This window comes from Pseudomonas sp. PF05, from assembly GCF_056521845.1.
In genome coordinates this window covers 800,444-814,608 of the sequence record NZ_JBWLPW010000001.1, presented here as the reverse complement: position 1 = coordinate 814,608, position 14,165 = coordinate 800,444, and the positions used below count along the sequence as shown (strand labels likewise).

The window sequence follows — 14,165 nt, the reverse complement described above, 5'->3', positions numbered from 1 at the left end:
TCGCAATCAGCTATTCTTGAACGGAAGCCAGACACTTTTGATTTTCGTGTACTCATGGAGACAATCGGCACCGCTGGAGCGTCCAAAACCGCTGGAGTCATTACCACCAAAGGGTGACGAAACATGCATCTCCCGATACATGTTTATCCATAGAAGACCTGCATTGATTTTCGAGGCAACACGGTGCCCTTTAGCGATGTCATTGGTCCATACACCACCGGCAAGTGCAAACTCGCTGTCGTTGGCGATTTCAATTGCTTGGTCTTCGGAGTCAAACGGAATCACGCAAATAACGGGGCCAAAAATTTCATTCCGCGCTACCTCCATGGCGTTATTAACGTTGACCAAAATGGTCGGTTCTACGAAATAGCCTGATAAAGACGGGATACTCCCACCCCCGACGAGCACTTCGGCACCTTCCTCAATTCCGGAGGCGATTTTCTCCACAATCCTGTGCTGTTGACTCGCGCTGACCACGGGCCCGATGTCAGTTCTCGCGTCCATCGGAGACCCTATGACATAGCGTGCTGAAGCGACTTTCAGTAGCTTCTGAAACTGCCTGTACACCGCACGCTCAACCAAAAGCCGCGATCCCGCTGCGCAGTTTTGTCCCGTGTTGGCATACCCAGCCATGACGGCGGCCTCTGCTGCCTTTTCCAGATCAGCATCTGCAAACACGATATTGGCGGATTTACCACCAAGCTCCAGCATGCAAGGAATCGGTCGAGCGGCAGCGTCCGCAGCGACAATCCGCCCTATCACAGTGGAACCGACGAAAACGACTTTTTTGATTCTATGATCCGCCACGGCCGGTGGAACTGTCGTTTGGCCGTATCCGCAAATGATATTGACAAGGCCCGCTGGTAAACCAACCTGTATTGCGAGGTGAGCCAGAGCAAGGGCCGTCAGCGGTGTGAGCTCAGACGGCTTGATCACCACTGCGTTGCCCATGGCCAAGGCTGGCGCAGCATTCCAGGCAGCCAAGTAGAGCGGGGAATTCCAAGGTACAACCTGAAGTACCGTTCCGAGGGGCTCGTGGACGGTGTAGTTGAGTTGGCCGCCAGGCACCGGGATGACATCTCCGGTGAACTTATCAGTCCATCCGGCATAGTAATCAAACATGTCGGCGACTAACTCGACCTGGGCGAGCGATCCCTTCAATACCTTTCCACACGAGATCGATTCCAATTGCGCCAAAGCCTGCCCATGGTCTCGAACAGCCGCACCCAACGCACGTAGCGCCTTGGATTTCTCACGAGCCGGGAACTGGGCCCAGAGCTTCTGGGCGTGGTGAGATGACTCAATCGCCCGGCGGACCACATCAGGAGTTGCATCAGCGTAAGTGAAGGCGACCTGGCCGCTGCCGGCATCATTGATGACAATACTTTCACCGCCGCCTTCGATTAACGCCCCTCCTACAAAAGACCCTACGAAGTCATAAGGCCCTACCAGCTCGCTGAACAGTGTTTTTAAACTTGAGTTGAGAATTGCCACGATATTTCCTCACTGTTGCTCGACGATCAACACGGGCTATGCGGGAAATAAATCAGCCATCAAGCTCAGCGAACAATTGTTTGGCCACTCGCGTACTTTCACTGCCCGCAGGGATGCCGCAGTAAAGAGCGCACTGCAAAAAAACCTCGGAAATTTCTTCGCGAGTCAGACCATTGTTCAGCGCTGCACGAATATGAATTTTCAGTTCAGTGGGACGATTCATTGCTGTCATCAACGCCAGGTTAATGATGCTCCGGCTGCGGCGATCCAGGCCGGGACGATCCCAGATGTCCCCCCAGAGGTGTTTGATGGCAAACGCACGTACAGGCTCGCTGAATGCATCAGTGGCTGCGGTGGAGTTCTTCACATATTCCTCGCCCAGTACCTCGCGGCGAATACGCTCACCATTTTCATAAAGAAAGTCGCTCATAACGCACCTGCCCTCAATGCGGCGGCAATGGTTGCCGCCGTCCCTGTGTGGGTTGAATTTATGGCAGGTAGTGGTTATCCGTAAGATACGGACGGTATGATCACGATCACAAATTATGATCGGAGAACGCCATGACACTCGATCAACTGAGGGCATTCGTAGCGGTAGTGGAACATGGCAGTATCCGCTCTGCGGCCCGTGATCTCGGGCTCGCACAAAGTGGCCTCACGCAGCAGATCAAAAGACTTGAGTCCGCTGTGAATGTTGAGCTGTTCATTCGAGGTAATAGCGGGATCACTTTAAGTGCTCCCGGCGAAGCGTTTTTGCCCAGAGCAAGGCTGATTTTGCGAGAGTGTGACTACGCACAGCTTGAAGCCAAGAGCAGCGGGCAGGACGTCTTCGGAGCGCTGGCAGTAGGTGCCTCGTCCGAAGCATTCTCGGAGATTCTCTTGCCCGTTCTGGGACAATTTCGCGAACAGTACAAGCGCGTTTCGGTGCATATTGCGAGTGGCCCGTCCAACGTACTGCTGTCACGTGTGAGGGAGGCCAAGCTCGATTTCGCAATCACGCTGGTCGCTACCACGGCAGACATGAGCGACTTGACGCAAACTCCGCTGGATCTGGCACGCCCCGCGGTCATCTGCCGTGCGGGCCACCCTCTCGTAAAATGCACCTCCCTATCGCAACTGCGCGAAGCAGAGTGGATTAGCACTGGTCCCTATGCTCGGCAGGGCTCACCGTCAAATCGGCTGTACGACCTGTTCGATGCCGAAGGGTACGACCGACCGAATGTCATTCTGACAGTCGAATCATTATTCGACTCGCTCAGCCTGCTGCTGGAAAGCGATCTGCTATTCCTTGCGCCATCGTTTGTCCTAGATACCGCGGGGTACAGTCGGTTCCTCGCACAGATCCCTATAAGAGAAGCAATCCCAAATACAAATCTGAGCCTTGTCCAACGAAGCGATGTCCCCCTGCCCCCACAAGCGAGAGCCTTAAGCTCCATGGCCGTTTCCTTCGCAAGCATGCGAAGAAGGATACATAGAAATAAACCTGCTTGAGGATACAGGCTGGAAGGAGGAGCAGCCGATGCTTAGTTTAGGCAAACGATCATAGGAGCCAGCCGCCTAGCGCCCAGACGCGAGCCCCCCTCAAGCAATTGAGGCTTCGAGCATGTTATTGCGCGATACCTACCAACACGAATACCGATTGGTTTGCGAGACAAGCCTGGCCTTATATTTTGGTGTTGAAAAACAATCAGATGAATAACAACCGCACCAAGTGCATATAAGGTTCAAGACCCGTTAATCCTGCCAAAAGCGAGAACGCCTCATGATAAAAATCCTAGCCGCTGTACGCCGAAAACCCGGAATGACCCATGCCGAGTTTTTAAACTATGTAGAGCACACCCACGGAGCAATCGCTAAAGCCAAACCGTTAGGCGTCAAACGGTACGTGCAGAACCATGTCATCGACGCAGCTTTCGGGGTTGACGCCGACAATGCCTACGCACAGTCCTTTCACAAAGACTCCATTACGGAGCTGTTTTTTGAAGACGCGCCAGGTTTGATTCGCACCTTCAGCGATCCCTATACGCAACAAACCGTAGGCCCTGATGCAAAGAACTTCGCTGACCTTTCCGAGCAGCTCGCTCAATTGATGGATGAAGTGGAGACGGCTAGCACTGCTACAGTGCCTCACCCATGGAAGGTGATGATCCTGCTGAAGAAGAATCCAGCCATGGAGCTCGATCGTTTTTTCGACGCTTGGGACGCAGCTCACGAGAGCATTACCCGGGAACAACCTGACTTCCAGAACGCCTTACGCCGGTATGTTCGCTCCCGGTACTTACCCGAGGGTGACAAGGTGACGGCCTATTTCGGGCCGAACATCAACGTATACGAAGGTGCCTCTAGCCTGTGGTTTGAAAATGAAACGGATTTTTCGACCTTTCGGCAGTATCAGCGTGCGCTGTTTCAAAAACTTGCCGAGGACGGCGTGGCGCTGACATCGGCGTCTTTTTTTGCCTACGTCAAAGAGGTCGTTATTTTCGATCACTGCTCCTGAAGACCAGCAGCGCGACCCTTCCCCCATTCAGAAGGGTCGCTATCACTCAGATAGGCTCAGCCAACGTCGCAGTGGACTCACGCATGATCTGCGCATGCTCTTCCTTGTCCCCACCACTTTTCTCTATCTCGCACAGCCGTGCGGAGTTCTCGACCACGAGTTGGCAACGCTCCCAGCGCCGCGTTTCGAACCGGCTCAGGGCCGTCTGTAGATTGCTATTGGCGAGCAACTCTTCGGCAAGCACGATGGCGCTCTCAATACCGATGCCAGCCCCGGAAGCCAGGTGCGGCGTGGTGGCATGCACCGTGTCGCCGATCAGCACGATACGACCCTTGTGCCAGGGCAGCGGCACCAACAGATTGGCCAGCGGACGATAGTCGATATTGGCGCCCGCCTCGTACAGTTGCGGCACCAGCGTTTGCAGGATCGGGGCTGGAAACTCACTCAGCAGGCGCGCCATTTCACCCGGCCAACTGGCCGGATCGATCCACTCGGAAAACTCGCGGTTTTCCATGAGGAACATGTACATGTGCGTTTCGGAGATCGGATTGACGCCAACCTTGGTGCGTCCCAGCCAATGACTGGGACGCACGATTTCCGGCGGACGCTTCAGCACCGCGCGCCAGACGCTCTGATGAATGGGTTTTGGCGAGGGTGCTTGCGGGAAAAAGTCCTTTCGCGTTCGCGAATGCACGCCATCAGCGGCAACGACCAGGTCATAGCGTTCAGTGGTCCCGTCGGTGAAAGACACGTCAATGCCATCGTCATGCTCGATGACGCTGTCGTAGGTGATGCCCAGGCGCACACGGGTGCCCACTTCCCGCGTCCTGTCGGCGAAGATTCGAGCCAGTACCGGGCGCAGGATGCCGCCACCACAGGGGATCGGTTTATCGCTGACCGGCGGTCGAAGCGCCAATTGCACGATCAGGTCGCCCGCTGGTGAAAACACATCGAAATTGGTCGACAGGTACCCTTCCCCGGCGACCCGTTCCAGAATCCCAACCGTATCAAGCGCTCGCAGCGTGGGCCCACTGAGCGTAATCCCCGCCCCCAAAGGACACCACAACGGATCGATTTCGACGAGGTCCACTTCGACGCCCTGGCGGGCGAGCTGGATAGCCGCGGTCATACCGGAAAACCCTCCCCCGATCACCAGGACCTTACTGACTGCTGCAATCATCACGCTCTCCTAATTATTCTTATTCACTCGGGCAGACATTGCATGGCGCACCGACGAGCTCTGCGGCGTCATCGCATCAACGCCGCAGAAATAGGGAATGCCGACGTAAAACGCCGGATCAGCCACGAGACTATCGAATCGAATACCAGCGCTGAAATCGCTTTGCACAATCCGAGGTATCGCTGGCGGCGATGGGTCTCGCAGGTAAGCCGAGGGCATTGCTCGGAGTGCCTGCCTTTGCGGCAGAACAAATACAAAAGCCGATGAACGACGGCTCACACGAACCGCCGTCCACCGGCCTTTAACGACGGTTGTTTACACGCTTTCCAAGCCATCCCAGCAGAGGTATTTAACCTCTAGGAACTCGTCTATTCCCAGGTGAGATCCCTCTCGCCCAAGACCGCTCTGCTTCACGCCACCGAAAGGTGCGACCTCATTTGAAATCAAGCCACAGTTGATGCCCACCATGCCCGACTCGATGCGCGCGGCGTTGCGCCAGATACGCGCCGCGTCACGGCTGAACAGGTACGCCGCCAGGCCAAACTCGCTGTCGTTGGCCATGGCAATGGCTTGGTCATCAGTGTCGAAACGCACTAATGGCATGACCGGGCCGAAGATCTCTTCGCGAGCGACCCTCATTCCATGGGTCACATCAGCCAACAAGGTGGGCTCGAAGAAACACCCGCCCAGCGCATGGGGCTTGCCCCCAGACAGCAGTCGAGCGCCTTGCGCCAGCGCATCATCAACCAGCGTCTGGGATTTTCGTACCGCTGCGTCATCGATCAGCGGCCCGACCTGTACACCCGGCTCCAGGCCATTGCCCACCTTCAGGCGTGCCAGGCGCTCGACGATGCGCTCGGCCAATGCGTCATAAACCCCTGACTGCACCAGCACCCGGTTCGCGCCGATACAGGACTGCCCACCGTTGCGAAACTTGGCCAACATCACCCCGTCAGCGGCAGCATCCAGATCAGCATCATCGAAGACAATGAACGGGGCGTTGCCGCCCAGCTCCATGGAGCATTTCTTGACCGTCTGTGCCGCTTGCGCCAGCAGCAGCCGGCCCACTTCCGTGGACCCCGTGAACGTGAGCTTGCGCACCAACGGGTTGGCCGTGAGTTCACCGGCAATATCGCGCGTGTCATTGCCGGTGATCACACTGAAAACACCCGCCGGCACACCCGCGCGCTGAGCGAGTTCGGCGAGCGCCAGTGCGGTCAGGGGTGTCTGGCTGGCCGGCTTCACGACCATGGTGCAACCGGCCGCGAGGGCCGGAGCGGCCTTGCGTGTAATCATCGCAGCGGGGAAATTCCAGGGCGTGATCGCGGCGCAGACGCCGATGGGTTCGCGCAGGACCACAATGCGCTGAGTGTCCTTCACCCCCGGGATCAGATCACCACGCACCCGTGTGGCTTCCTCGCCAAACCAGCGCACAAAAGACGCCGCGTAATCGACTTCACCCCGCGCCTCCTCCAGGGGCTTGCCCTCCTCCAGGGTAATCAGCGTGGCAATGTCCTCGCGATGCTCAACCATCAGCTCATACCAACGACGCAACACCTCGCCACGGCGTTTGGCCGTCAGGCGACGCCATGGGCCAAAGGCCTCATGCGCCGCGTCGATGGCGTGCCGAACTTCAGCTTCGCGACAGCGCGGCAACTCGGCCAGCACCGTTTGATCCACCGGATTACGCAGAGTGTAGTGACCGTGCGGCGTCTCGGCCAGCCACTCACCGGCGATATAGGCACCGTCGCGCCACAGCGTAGGATCCTGAAGTAAATGTTTCACTGTGCAATCCTCCCGATCAGCACGGATGACGCCCGATCATGAAGGAGCTGTCAGGGTCCGAAGTCACCGGCAGGCCCGACGCAACCAAGCCTTGGCGCAGCGACTTCATGAAGCGATCCGGCACGCGCATCGCCGGGGCTCGCAATGGGCCGCCGTTGAAGCCGGCGAGCCAGTCCTGGTATTTCCACATCGTGCGATTGAGCACCCCGGTGCCGCCGGCATAGCTTTGCGCAGCAGCGCCGTTGGCACTGCGGGCCGGATTGACCTTCCAGTACAGTTCCATCGCCTCTTCAAAGCGGCCCGTGCGGGCCAGTTCGAACGCTTTCGGGTAGTAGTCACTCATCCAGGCGGTGTTGCTGGTGCCGGAAAACTGCAACTTCATCAGGCTCATCAAGGGGATTGCGTCGCCTTCGATCGGGCAACTGATCACCACCTGATCGCGGAAGTGGTGATACATCTCACAAATGCCCGCTGGCAGCGGGAACCCTTGCTCGGACTTGATGGCCGCGATATTCGGACAATCGGCCAACAGCCGACGAACCAACTCCAGCGACATCCCCGCCGGGTGCACGCGCTCGAAGCCCCAGAGCGGGATCGGGAAGAGCATGACGGCGAGGTCCGTCGCGTCGCAGAACGACTTGGTGTAGTCGTAGATTTCCTGCTCGTTGGTCGGCCAGAACTGCGGTGGATAGGACAGCAGAACAATATCCGCACCGGCATTCTCGGCGAGCTTCACCGCCTCGATATTCTCGGCAAGCGTGCCAAAGGCCGCGTGGAAGAACAGGATCAGGTTTTTCCCCGACTCGCGGGCCCAGGCCGTGAACTGCGCGTTCTCCTGGGGAGAGATCGCCAGTTCGCTGCACAGCAACGTGGCGCTGTAGCCCAGGCCAACCGTATGTTCGATGTCGTGGCGGATGCCACGCTCATTGAGACGCTTCAGATCAGCACTGAAACTCGGGATGGTGACAGCCGAGCAGCCCACCAGGTTTTCCCGCGCCCAGGCACGGGCATCTGCTTTCTTGTATGTGGCCATGATGATTTTCCTTCGAACAGTGGAGGGGTTATTTCGAGACAGGGACAATGCTGGCGGGCAACTCGATGCCGAGGCCTTGTTGCCGGGCGCGCTCATACAGCGCTTGGGCGATGACTACGTCCTGCAGCGCCGAGCCCACCGATTTGTAGAGGACGATGTCGCTTGCGTGCTGGCGCGGGGTGACACGACCCGCGACGAGGTCCGACAGCGCGACCAATTTGTCGGCGACATACACGCCGGCACTGATCGCAGCAATGGCATCGCCGGTATCGTGGAGCACCTCTTGCGGCATATCGGCGACGATGCAGACGGCTCGTTCCATCGTGACCGGGTCAACTTCCCTTTGCTCAGGCAAGGTGGACCCCAACGACACAACCGTGGCTCCCGGGCAAAGCCAGGCGCCTTGCAGTACCGGAGATTCGTCACGACTGCGGGCGGCACAAATCACCACATCACAATCCTGCACGGCTTCTTGCGCGCTGTTCACCGCCTGGATGTCCAGCCCCGGCCTGAAGCTCTCGGCAAAGCGCTCGCGGCTAGCGGGCGTTGGACTGAATACCCGGACATGCGCCACATCGCGCACGGACTTGAGGCAGTCCAATGCGCCACGGGCCTCAAACCCCGAGCCAATCACCCCCACCCGCAGCGCACGCTTGGGCGCCAGCAAATCGACTGCCAGCGCAGCGGTTGCCGCGGTGCGCAAACCCGTCACCCGGTTGCCATCGATCAGAGCACTGAGCGCCATGGTTTGCTGGTTGAACAACGCGATCAGGTAGCTGGCACAGCGCGACCGCATGGAGGCCGCGATCAACTTGCAGCCCATATGGCCGCCAGCCGGAGGTACAGCAGTCAAACTGCGCAGCCAGATACCGTCGCCCCGGGCCATGGAGCGAGGCGGTACCATGGCGTCCGATGCGGGACTTGCATACGCCTCGGCGAGCGCGGCCACGGCGACGCTCCAGTCGGCGAGCGAGGCCACATCGGCGTCGCTGAGAAAAAGCGTCGGAGCAATGACTTGGAACTCTTGGGCGTGATGCATAGCGCTAACCTCGCAATCGGGGATCAGTCGTTGATTGACTGACACCCTACGAGGCGCGCCCCCCATCGAATACTGCTGGGGACGCAAAGCAGCTATCGCTTAAATCGATGGCATGGACAGATTGCAAATCAGCCGTCGCACTTCACGGGAAGCACGGGTCAAAGGGCGACGGGGCGATTCGACCAGCACGACAAAGCGCTCCAGCACAGGCTCGATAATGCGCGATGAAATCAGTCGTTGATCCAGCGAGCCCGGCAACACCGAGGCAATCGCATAGCCTCCGCCTGCCGCGACGACTTCGTACTGGAGCTGGACCGAGTCGGCTTCCACGGCCACGCACAGTTCCACGCCTTGCTCCGCAGCCAAATGATCGAGCCTGGCCCTCAGCAGATGCGGCCGCCCAGGCACGACCAATGGCAACCCCGATAGATTTTCCAGCGCAATATCTCGATTCCCGAACAGAGGATCGGCGGCGGGTCCTACCAGATGCAGCGGTAGCCTGGCCAACAGATGAGCTTGCCCGATGCTCGCCTCGCTCTCGCGCAGCACCAGCGCCATATCCAGACGACCATCGTGCAACTGCTCTTCGAGTTGAGCACTGGCGCCCTCGATCAGGTGCAATCTCACCCCGGGCATCTGCGCGCGCACCGCAGAAAAGAGCGTCCCCGCAAACCGGCGCACCGCGGAAGGCAACATGCCCACGACCACCTCCCCCACAGGTTTTCCACGCAGGTTGCGAATGTCATCGGCAAGGCTTTCAGCGTTCGCCAGAAGATCCGATATACAGGGCAACAACTGCTCGCCAAATTCGGTCAGGACCACCCCGCGCCCGGTGCGATGGAACAGACGTTCGCCACATTGCGACTCGAGCAGGGCAATATTGCGACTCACCATGGACTGCGGCATGTCCAGCAGTACGGCTGCTTTGCTGAGACTGCCAGCCGCCACGACACGTACGAACAAGGTCCAGCGAGGATCGATGATGGTGAGCGCCGTGGCAGGAGGCTGGGTGGCCGTGGCCGGCACCGGGTAGCTCTGGCTATCCGTCATGTCATCAACTCTTGGCGGGCCTGGTCCAGGTACTCGCGACTGTCCTGAAGGTGCAGGCGCATCGCAGCACGCGCACACTCAGTCTCCTGATTGAAGATTGCCTGGTAAATCTGTTCGTGCTCGCTTTGCATCCGCTGCTCGTAGTGCAAAGGCTCAGCGTGAAACAGCCGCGCGGAATCCAGTCGGCTGCGCGGGATGATGACCTCCCCCAGGTTGAGCAGCGTGTCGGCGATGTAGTGATTGCCGGTCGCCTGGGCAATGCCCAAATGGAACTGGAAATCCAGCGCGACCCGATCATTGACGCTGACTGCAGGCTGGCCGAGCTGATCGAGCAGCGCCCGCAACCCAGCCAACTGATCCGGGCTACGTCGCTGGGCGGCGAGCCCGGCGGCTTCGACCTCAAGACCGATCCGAAACTCCATGATCGCCAGCGAGTCAGTGATGATGCCGAGGGTAGCCGGGTCGATGAAGGCCCCCAGCGACAGGGTGCTGCCGCGCACAAACGTGCCGATGCCGTGGCGTGTCTCAACCATTCCAGCGGCCTGTAGACGCGACATGGCCTCACGCACCACGGTTCTGCTGACGCCATGCTCAAGCATGAGGGCCGACTCGGTGGGCAACTGCTCACCGCCACGCAGCCGGCCCTCAAGAATACGCTCTGACAGCAGCGCCTCAAGCCCCTGGGAGAGGCTAGCGCGCTTTTTCCCACCGGCTGCTGGCACGTTCATTCCTCGAAAATCGCTACGGCGCGGACGAAGCCGGCCGAAGCGTGCCTGATCTTGTAGGGGAAGCAGGACACCTGGAATCCATGGGCCGGCAAGCATTCCAGGTTGGCCAGTTTTTCCATCTGACCGTAGCCGATGTCACGTCCGGCCTTGTGGCCTTCCCAGATGATCGAGGCATCGCCCGTGGCGGCGAAGCGTTCACGTGTGTACTTGAACGGCGCATCCCAACTCCAGGCATCGGTGCCGACCACGCGCACGCCGCGTTCCAGCAAGTACAACGTGGCCTCACGGCCGATGCCGACCCCGGCGTCCAGGTACCCTGGCTGGCCGAATAGCGCGCCGGCACGGGTGTTGACCAGGACAATGTCCAGCGGCCGCAGCACATGGCCAATACGCTCCAGCTCAGCTTGCACTTGGCCGGCGTTGACCACATGGCCATCCGGTAAATGACGAAAGTCCAGCTTCACGCCCGGTTGCAAGCACCAATCCAGCGGCAGCTCATCGATGCCGAAAGCCGGCTTGCCGCCGTCCGTCGTCGAGGCGTAATGCCAAGGGGCGTCCATGTGCGTACCGCTGTGCGTGGTGATCTGCAGGCGCTCGGCCGCCCAGGATTCGTTGCCGGGCAATTGCGCCTTGGACAGGCCGGGAAACATCGCGGCCATTTCCGGCCAGCCTTGCTGATGGTCCATGTAGTCGATTTTCGGCAGCAATGGCGGCGGATCGGTGTAGGGGTTGTTGTCCAGGGTGACGGACAGGTCCACCAGGCGGCGTTTAGTTGATTGCATTTTTGCTCACTCCAAGCGCCACCCGCGCACGACGCGTCGGGGTAGCAGCGGTCAAACTGTTACGTATCAAGGCGCCGGCAGAGCCGTCATGACGAAAGCCAAGGGCACGGGACTGGGGCGTTTTCATTGCAGGGAAATTGCCGAACAACGCTTGCAGTTCAGCGTCCGGTGCGAAGCTGACCAGCGCGCGACGTTCCTGGCCATAGGCCGCGGCCAAGGCATCGATGACCTGGGCAATGGACAGGTGCAACAGCGGTAATTGCCAGACACGTGACTCGCCGATTTCGTCGGCCGACAGTTCGGCGGCCCGTAGCAGGTTGTCCACGCAACAGCGCACGGACATCCACCAGGCCTGCGCCTGCGGCGAGACCGGGCAGCAATACGGTTCACCTTGAGCAAAGGCGTGCAGGAGATCGCTCATGAACGCCGAGCGCAGCCCATTGGGTTCATGTGGACGGGCGACGATGCCGGGCAGGCGCACGGCACGACCGTCCACCTCGCCCCGTCGGGCAAGGTCGTTGATCGCCATTTCCACCATTGCCTTATGCGCCCCGTAACTCAACTGTGGGCGCGGCACGGCACGCTCATCCATGCGGGCCGGCAGGTCGCCGCCGTACACTGCCACGCTGCTGGCGTACACCAGCACCGGCCGGCCAGGCTGCTCGCGCAACTGGTCAAGCAACTCCAGACTTGCCAACAGGTTGACCTGATAGCCCAGTGAATAATGCTGCTCGGCCGCGCCACCCGGGATGCTCACCAAGTGAAAAACAACATCGATGCCGTCGGCCAGCGCACGGCGCAATAACGCGGCGTCGGTGACACTGCCGCAATGCCGGCGCAGGCGCTTATCCTCAGCGAACCCCACCAGTTCTTTATCCAGCAAGATCAATGCGCTGATCGACCGGCCTTGCAGCTCATTGGTTTGGAGCAATCGTTTGACCAGCGCCCGGCCGACAAAACCATTGGCCCCGGTAATCATCACGCGCATGGGAGGCCTCCGCGCACAACGCGCTGGTCTATCGCCCCGAACACCGATCGCTCTTGCATATCCAGGACTTCCATGCGCACGCGATCACCGAAGCGCATGAAGGACGTCTGTGGCGCGCCGTGCTCGATCATCTCAACGGCACGACGTTCGGCGATACAGGCCGCGCCCACCGTGGGATCAGCATTGGAAACCGTGCCGGAACCGATCAGGCAGCCCGCCCTGAGGCGCCGGGTCAGCGCCGCGTGAGCAATCAACTGATGAAAGCCGAAATGCATGGCACCGCCCTGGGCATGACCGAACCACTGGCCGTTCCATTCAACCTTCAACGGCAAGTGCACACGCCCGTCGCGCCAGGCCTCTCCTAATTCATCGGGGGTGATCGCCACCGGGGCGAAACTGGACGAGGACTTGGCCTGGATAAAACCGAATCCGGTCTTCATTTCACGGGGGGCGAGCGCACGCAAGCTGACATCGTTGACCTGAACGATGAGCCGAATATGGTCGATGGCGTCTTGCGCCGAGCAACCCATGGGAACCTCATCGACCACCACGGCGAATTCACCTTCGAAGTCTATGCCATGGGTTTCACTGGGCAGCACGATGTCGTCGTGAGCCCCCAGAAAGTCATCGCCACAGCCCTGATACATCAGCGGCGTGTGTTCAACACCTTCGATCGGATCCAGCCCAAAAGCCTTCTGCATCCGCTCGCCATGGCTGAGAAAAGACGAGGCGTCCAGCCACTGCCAGGCACGTGGCAAGGGTGCGGCGGCTTGTTGCGGATCAAAGGCGAAGGCCCCGGCCAGCGAGCCTTCGTTCAGGGCGTCATAGCGAGCGCGCAAAGCGGCTTCAACGCTCGGCCAATGCTCGATAGCCTCCTGCAGCGTCGCGACGATATCGCTGGCCTCCACCGCCCAGGCCAGGTCGCGCGACACCACCAGCAGGCGTCCGTCGCGACTGTAGTTCTTGAGGGTACTGAGCTTCATGCCTGTTCTCCTTGCAGTTCAGGAGCGAAGCGACCATCAAGCAGCACGAAGAGCATGCGCGCCATCTGCTCGGTGCGATTGCTCCAGGCGTGGTTGGTGCCGCGCTGCACGACGATGTCACCGCGCTTGAGATGCACTTCCTCGCCATCGAGCACCAGCCACACCTCGCCCTCCGTGACAACGCCGTAGTCAAGCGTTTCGGTGCGGTGCATCAGCTTGTGTTTGGAATCCGCCTGTCCCGTACCGGCATGGGCCTGGCCAATTTCGGCGAAGGCCGCCGTAGCATCCTCGGCGCTGACCTGGTTCTGCACGCTGTCGGGCGGAATATCCACCACGCGGATCACACTGCCCAATGGTGCGGGGCTCAGTTGAAGCGGCTTGTTGGTGGGGTCGTCGCCGTTATCCAGCACGGCCGGGCTCGCGCCACTGTTCCAGATCTCATGGAAGACCGTGCCGGGCACGGCCTTGAGCGGAAAGCTGTTGGGCGTTGGTCCGCTGAGCGCGACCAACGCCAAGCCCTGGGCATCGTGCCCGGTGACCACGCGTTTGAAACCAGGAAGCTGTTGCATGTTCGAGTCCTCAATCAGTTGGCGAAACGCGCCAGCG

14 protein-coding genes are annotated in these 14,165 nt (G+C 59.6%); 2 read left to right on the top strand and 12 right to left on the bottom strand.

Features of this window, described 5'->3' with window-relative positions; genetic code table 11:
* Positions 1–6: 6 nt before the first annotated feature.
* A complete protein-coding gene (locus tag AC09SL_RS03600) occupies positions 7–1,494 on the bottom strand; it encodes an aldehyde dehydrogenase family protein (protein ID WP_196764438.1) in 1,488 nt (495 codons plus the stop codon).
* 52 nt (positions 1,495–1,546) lie between these two features.
* Positions 1,547–1,924: a carboxymuconolactone decarboxylase family protein gene (locus tag AC09SL_RS03595; RefSeq protein WP_058545151.1), complete on the bottom strand. Its 378-nt coding sequence runs from the start codon at positions 1,922–1,924 to the stop codon at positions 1,547–1,549.
* A gap of 131 nt (positions 1,925–2,055) precedes the next feature.
* Here AC09SL_RS03595 and AC09SL_RS03590 point away from each other — a divergent pair, with 131 nt between their 5' ends.
* Together AC09SL_RS03590 and AC09SL_RS03585 are read left to right on the top strand one after the other, a co-directional pair.
* Complete coding sequence (locus AC09SL_RS03590; protein WP_058545150.1) at positions 2,056–2,985, top strand: LysR family transcriptional regulator; 930 nt, start codon at positions 2,056–2,058, stop codon at positions 2,983–2,985.
* 310 nt (positions 2,986–3,295) lie between these two features.
* Positions 3,296–3,991 (top strand): EthD domain-containing protein, encoded by a 696-nt coding sequence (locus AC09SL_RS03585; RefSeq protein WP_231139216.1) that lies wholly within the window; start codon positions 3,296–3,298, stop codon positions 3,989–3,991.
* A gap of 46 nt (positions 3,992–4,037) precedes the next feature.
* On the opposite strand, the gene AC09SL_RS03580 is transcribed toward AC09SL_RS03585, so the two are convergent.
* The 10 genes from AC09SL_RS03580 to AC09SL_RS03535 all read right to left on the bottom strand — a co-directional run bounded on the left by AC09SL_RS03580 (position 4,038) and on the right by AC09SL_RS03535 (position 14,128).
* Positions 4,038–5,171 carry an FAD-dependent oxidoreductase gene (locus AC09SL_RS03580; protein WP_081264389.1) on the bottom strand — a complete coding sequence of 378 codons (1,134 nt, stop codon included), beginning with the start codon at positions 5,169–5,171 and terminating at the stop codon, positions 4,038–4,040.
* A 315-nt stretch (positions 5,172–5,486) separates the two neighbouring features.
* Entirely contained in the window at positions 5,487–6,956 is a 1,470-nt protein-coding gene (locus AC09SL_RS03575; RefSeq protein ID WP_058545148.1) for an NAD-dependent succinate-semialdehyde dehydrogenase, read from the bottom strand.
* Between the two features lie 16 nt (positions 6,957–6,972).
* A complete protein-coding gene (locus AC09SL_RS03570) occupies positions 6,973–7,989 on the bottom strand; it encodes a dihydrodipicolinate synthase family protein (protein WP_058545147.1) in 1,017 nt (338 codons plus the stop codon).
* Positions 7,990–8,017: 28 nt separating this feature from the next.
* Positions 8,018–9,028 (bottom strand): ornithine cyclodeaminase family protein, encoded by a 1,011-nt coding sequence (locus AC09SL_RS03565; protein ID WP_058545146.1) that lies wholly within the window; start codon positions 9,026–9,028, stop codon positions 8,018–8,020.
* A 99-nt stretch (positions 9,029–9,127) separates the two neighbouring features.
* The gene (locus AC09SL_RS03560) at positions 9,128–10,078 is read right to left on the bottom strand and encodes a LysR family transcriptional regulator (RefSeq protein ID WP_081264388.1); all 951 of its coding nucleotides are present in this window, start codon (positions 10,076–10,078) and stop codon (positions 9,128–9,130) included.
* Complete coding sequence (locus AC09SL_RS03555) at positions 10,075–10,806, bottom strand: FadR/GntR family transcriptional regulator (protein WP_058545145.1); 732 nt, start codon at positions 10,804–10,806, stop codon at positions 10,075–10,077. The genes AC09SL_RS03560 and AC09SL_RS03555 overlap by 4 nt, the downstream gene beginning before the upstream one ends.
* Entirely contained in the window at positions 10,803–11,588 is a 786-nt protein-coding gene (locus AC09SL_RS03550) for a cyclase family protein (protein WP_058545144.1), read from the bottom strand. Before AC09SL_RS03550 ends, AC09SL_RS03555 begins: the two co-directional genes overlap by 4 nt.
* On the bottom strand, positions 11,575–12,576 hold the full coding sequence (locus tag AC09SL_RS03545; RefSeq protein ID WP_058545143.1) for an NAD-dependent epimerase/dehydratase family protein: 1,002 nt from the start codon (positions 12,574–12,576) through the stop codon (positions 11,575–11,577). Before AC09SL_RS03545 ends, AC09SL_RS03550 begins: the two co-directional genes overlap by 14 nt.
* Positions 12,567–13,559, bottom strand: a complete 993-nt coding sequence (locus AC09SL_RS03540) for a fumarylacetoacetate hydrolase family protein (RefSeq protein WP_058545142.1) — start codon at positions 13,557–13,559, stop codon at positions 12,567–12,569. The genes AC09SL_RS03545 and AC09SL_RS03540 overlap by 10 nt, the downstream gene beginning before the upstream one ends.
* On the bottom strand, positions 13,556–14,128 hold the full coding sequence (locus tag AC09SL_RS03535; protein WP_058545141.1) for a cupin domain-containing protein: 573 nt from the start codon (positions 14,126–14,128) through the stop codon (positions 13,556–13,558). The genes AC09SL_RS03540 and AC09SL_RS03535 overlap by 4 nt, the downstream gene beginning before the upstream one ends.
* Between the last annotated feature and the right edge of the window lie 37 nt (positions 14,129–14,165).

Excerpts from the sequence above, each read along its gene's own strand:
- AC09SL_RS03580 (WP_081264389.1), bottom strand. The coding sequence starts at position 5,171 with ATGATTGCAGCAGTCAGTAAGGTCCTGGTGATCGGGGGAGGGTTTTCC.
- AC09SL_RS03540 (WP_058545142.1), bottom strand. The coding sequence starts at position 13,559 with ATGAAGCTCAGTACCCTCAAGAACTACAGTCGCGACGGACGCCTGCTG.
- AC09SL_RS03585 (WP_231139216.1), top strand. The coding sequence starts at position 3,296 with ATGACCCATGCCGAGTTTTTAAACTATGTAGAGCACACCCACGGAGCA.
- AC09SL_RS03560 (WP_081264388.1), bottom strand. The coding sequence starts at position 10,078 with ATGACGGATAGCCAGAGCTACCCGGTGCCGGCCACGGCCACCCAGCCT.
- AC09SL_RS03545 (WP_058545143.1), bottom strand. The coding sequence starts at position 12,576 with ATGCGCGTGATGATTACCGGGGCCAATGGTTTTGTCGGCCGGGCGCTG.
- AC09SL_RS03570 (WP_058545147.1), bottom strand. The coding sequence starts at position 7,989 with ATGGCCACATACAAGAAAGCAGATGCCCGTGCCTGGGCGCGGGAAAAC.
- AC09SL_RS03590 (WP_058545150.1), top strand. The coding sequence starts at position 2,056 with ATGACACTCGATCAACTGAGGGCATTCGTAGCGGTAGTGGAACATGGC.
- AC09SL_RS03555 (WP_058545145.1), bottom strand. The coding sequence starts at position 10,806 with ATGAACGTGCCAGCAGCCGGTGGGAAAAAGCGCGCTAGCCTCTCCCAG.
- AC09SL_RS03550 (WP_058545144.1), bottom strand. The coding sequence starts at position 11,588 with ATGCAATCAACTAAACGCCGCCTGGTGGACCTGTCCGTCACCCTGGAC.
- AC09SL_RS03535 (WP_058545141.1), bottom strand. The coding sequence starts at position 14,128 with ATGCAACAGCTTCCTGGTTTCAAACGCGTGGTCACCGGGCACGATGCC.
- AC09SL_RS03595 (WP_058545151.1), bottom strand. The coding sequence starts at position 1,924 with ATGAGCGACTTTCTTTATGAAAATGGTGAGCGTATTCGCCGCGAGGTA.
- AC09SL_RS03565 (WP_058545146.1), bottom strand. The coding sequence starts at position 9,028 with ATGCATCACGCCCAAGAGTTCCAAGTCATTGCTCCGACGCTTTTTCTC.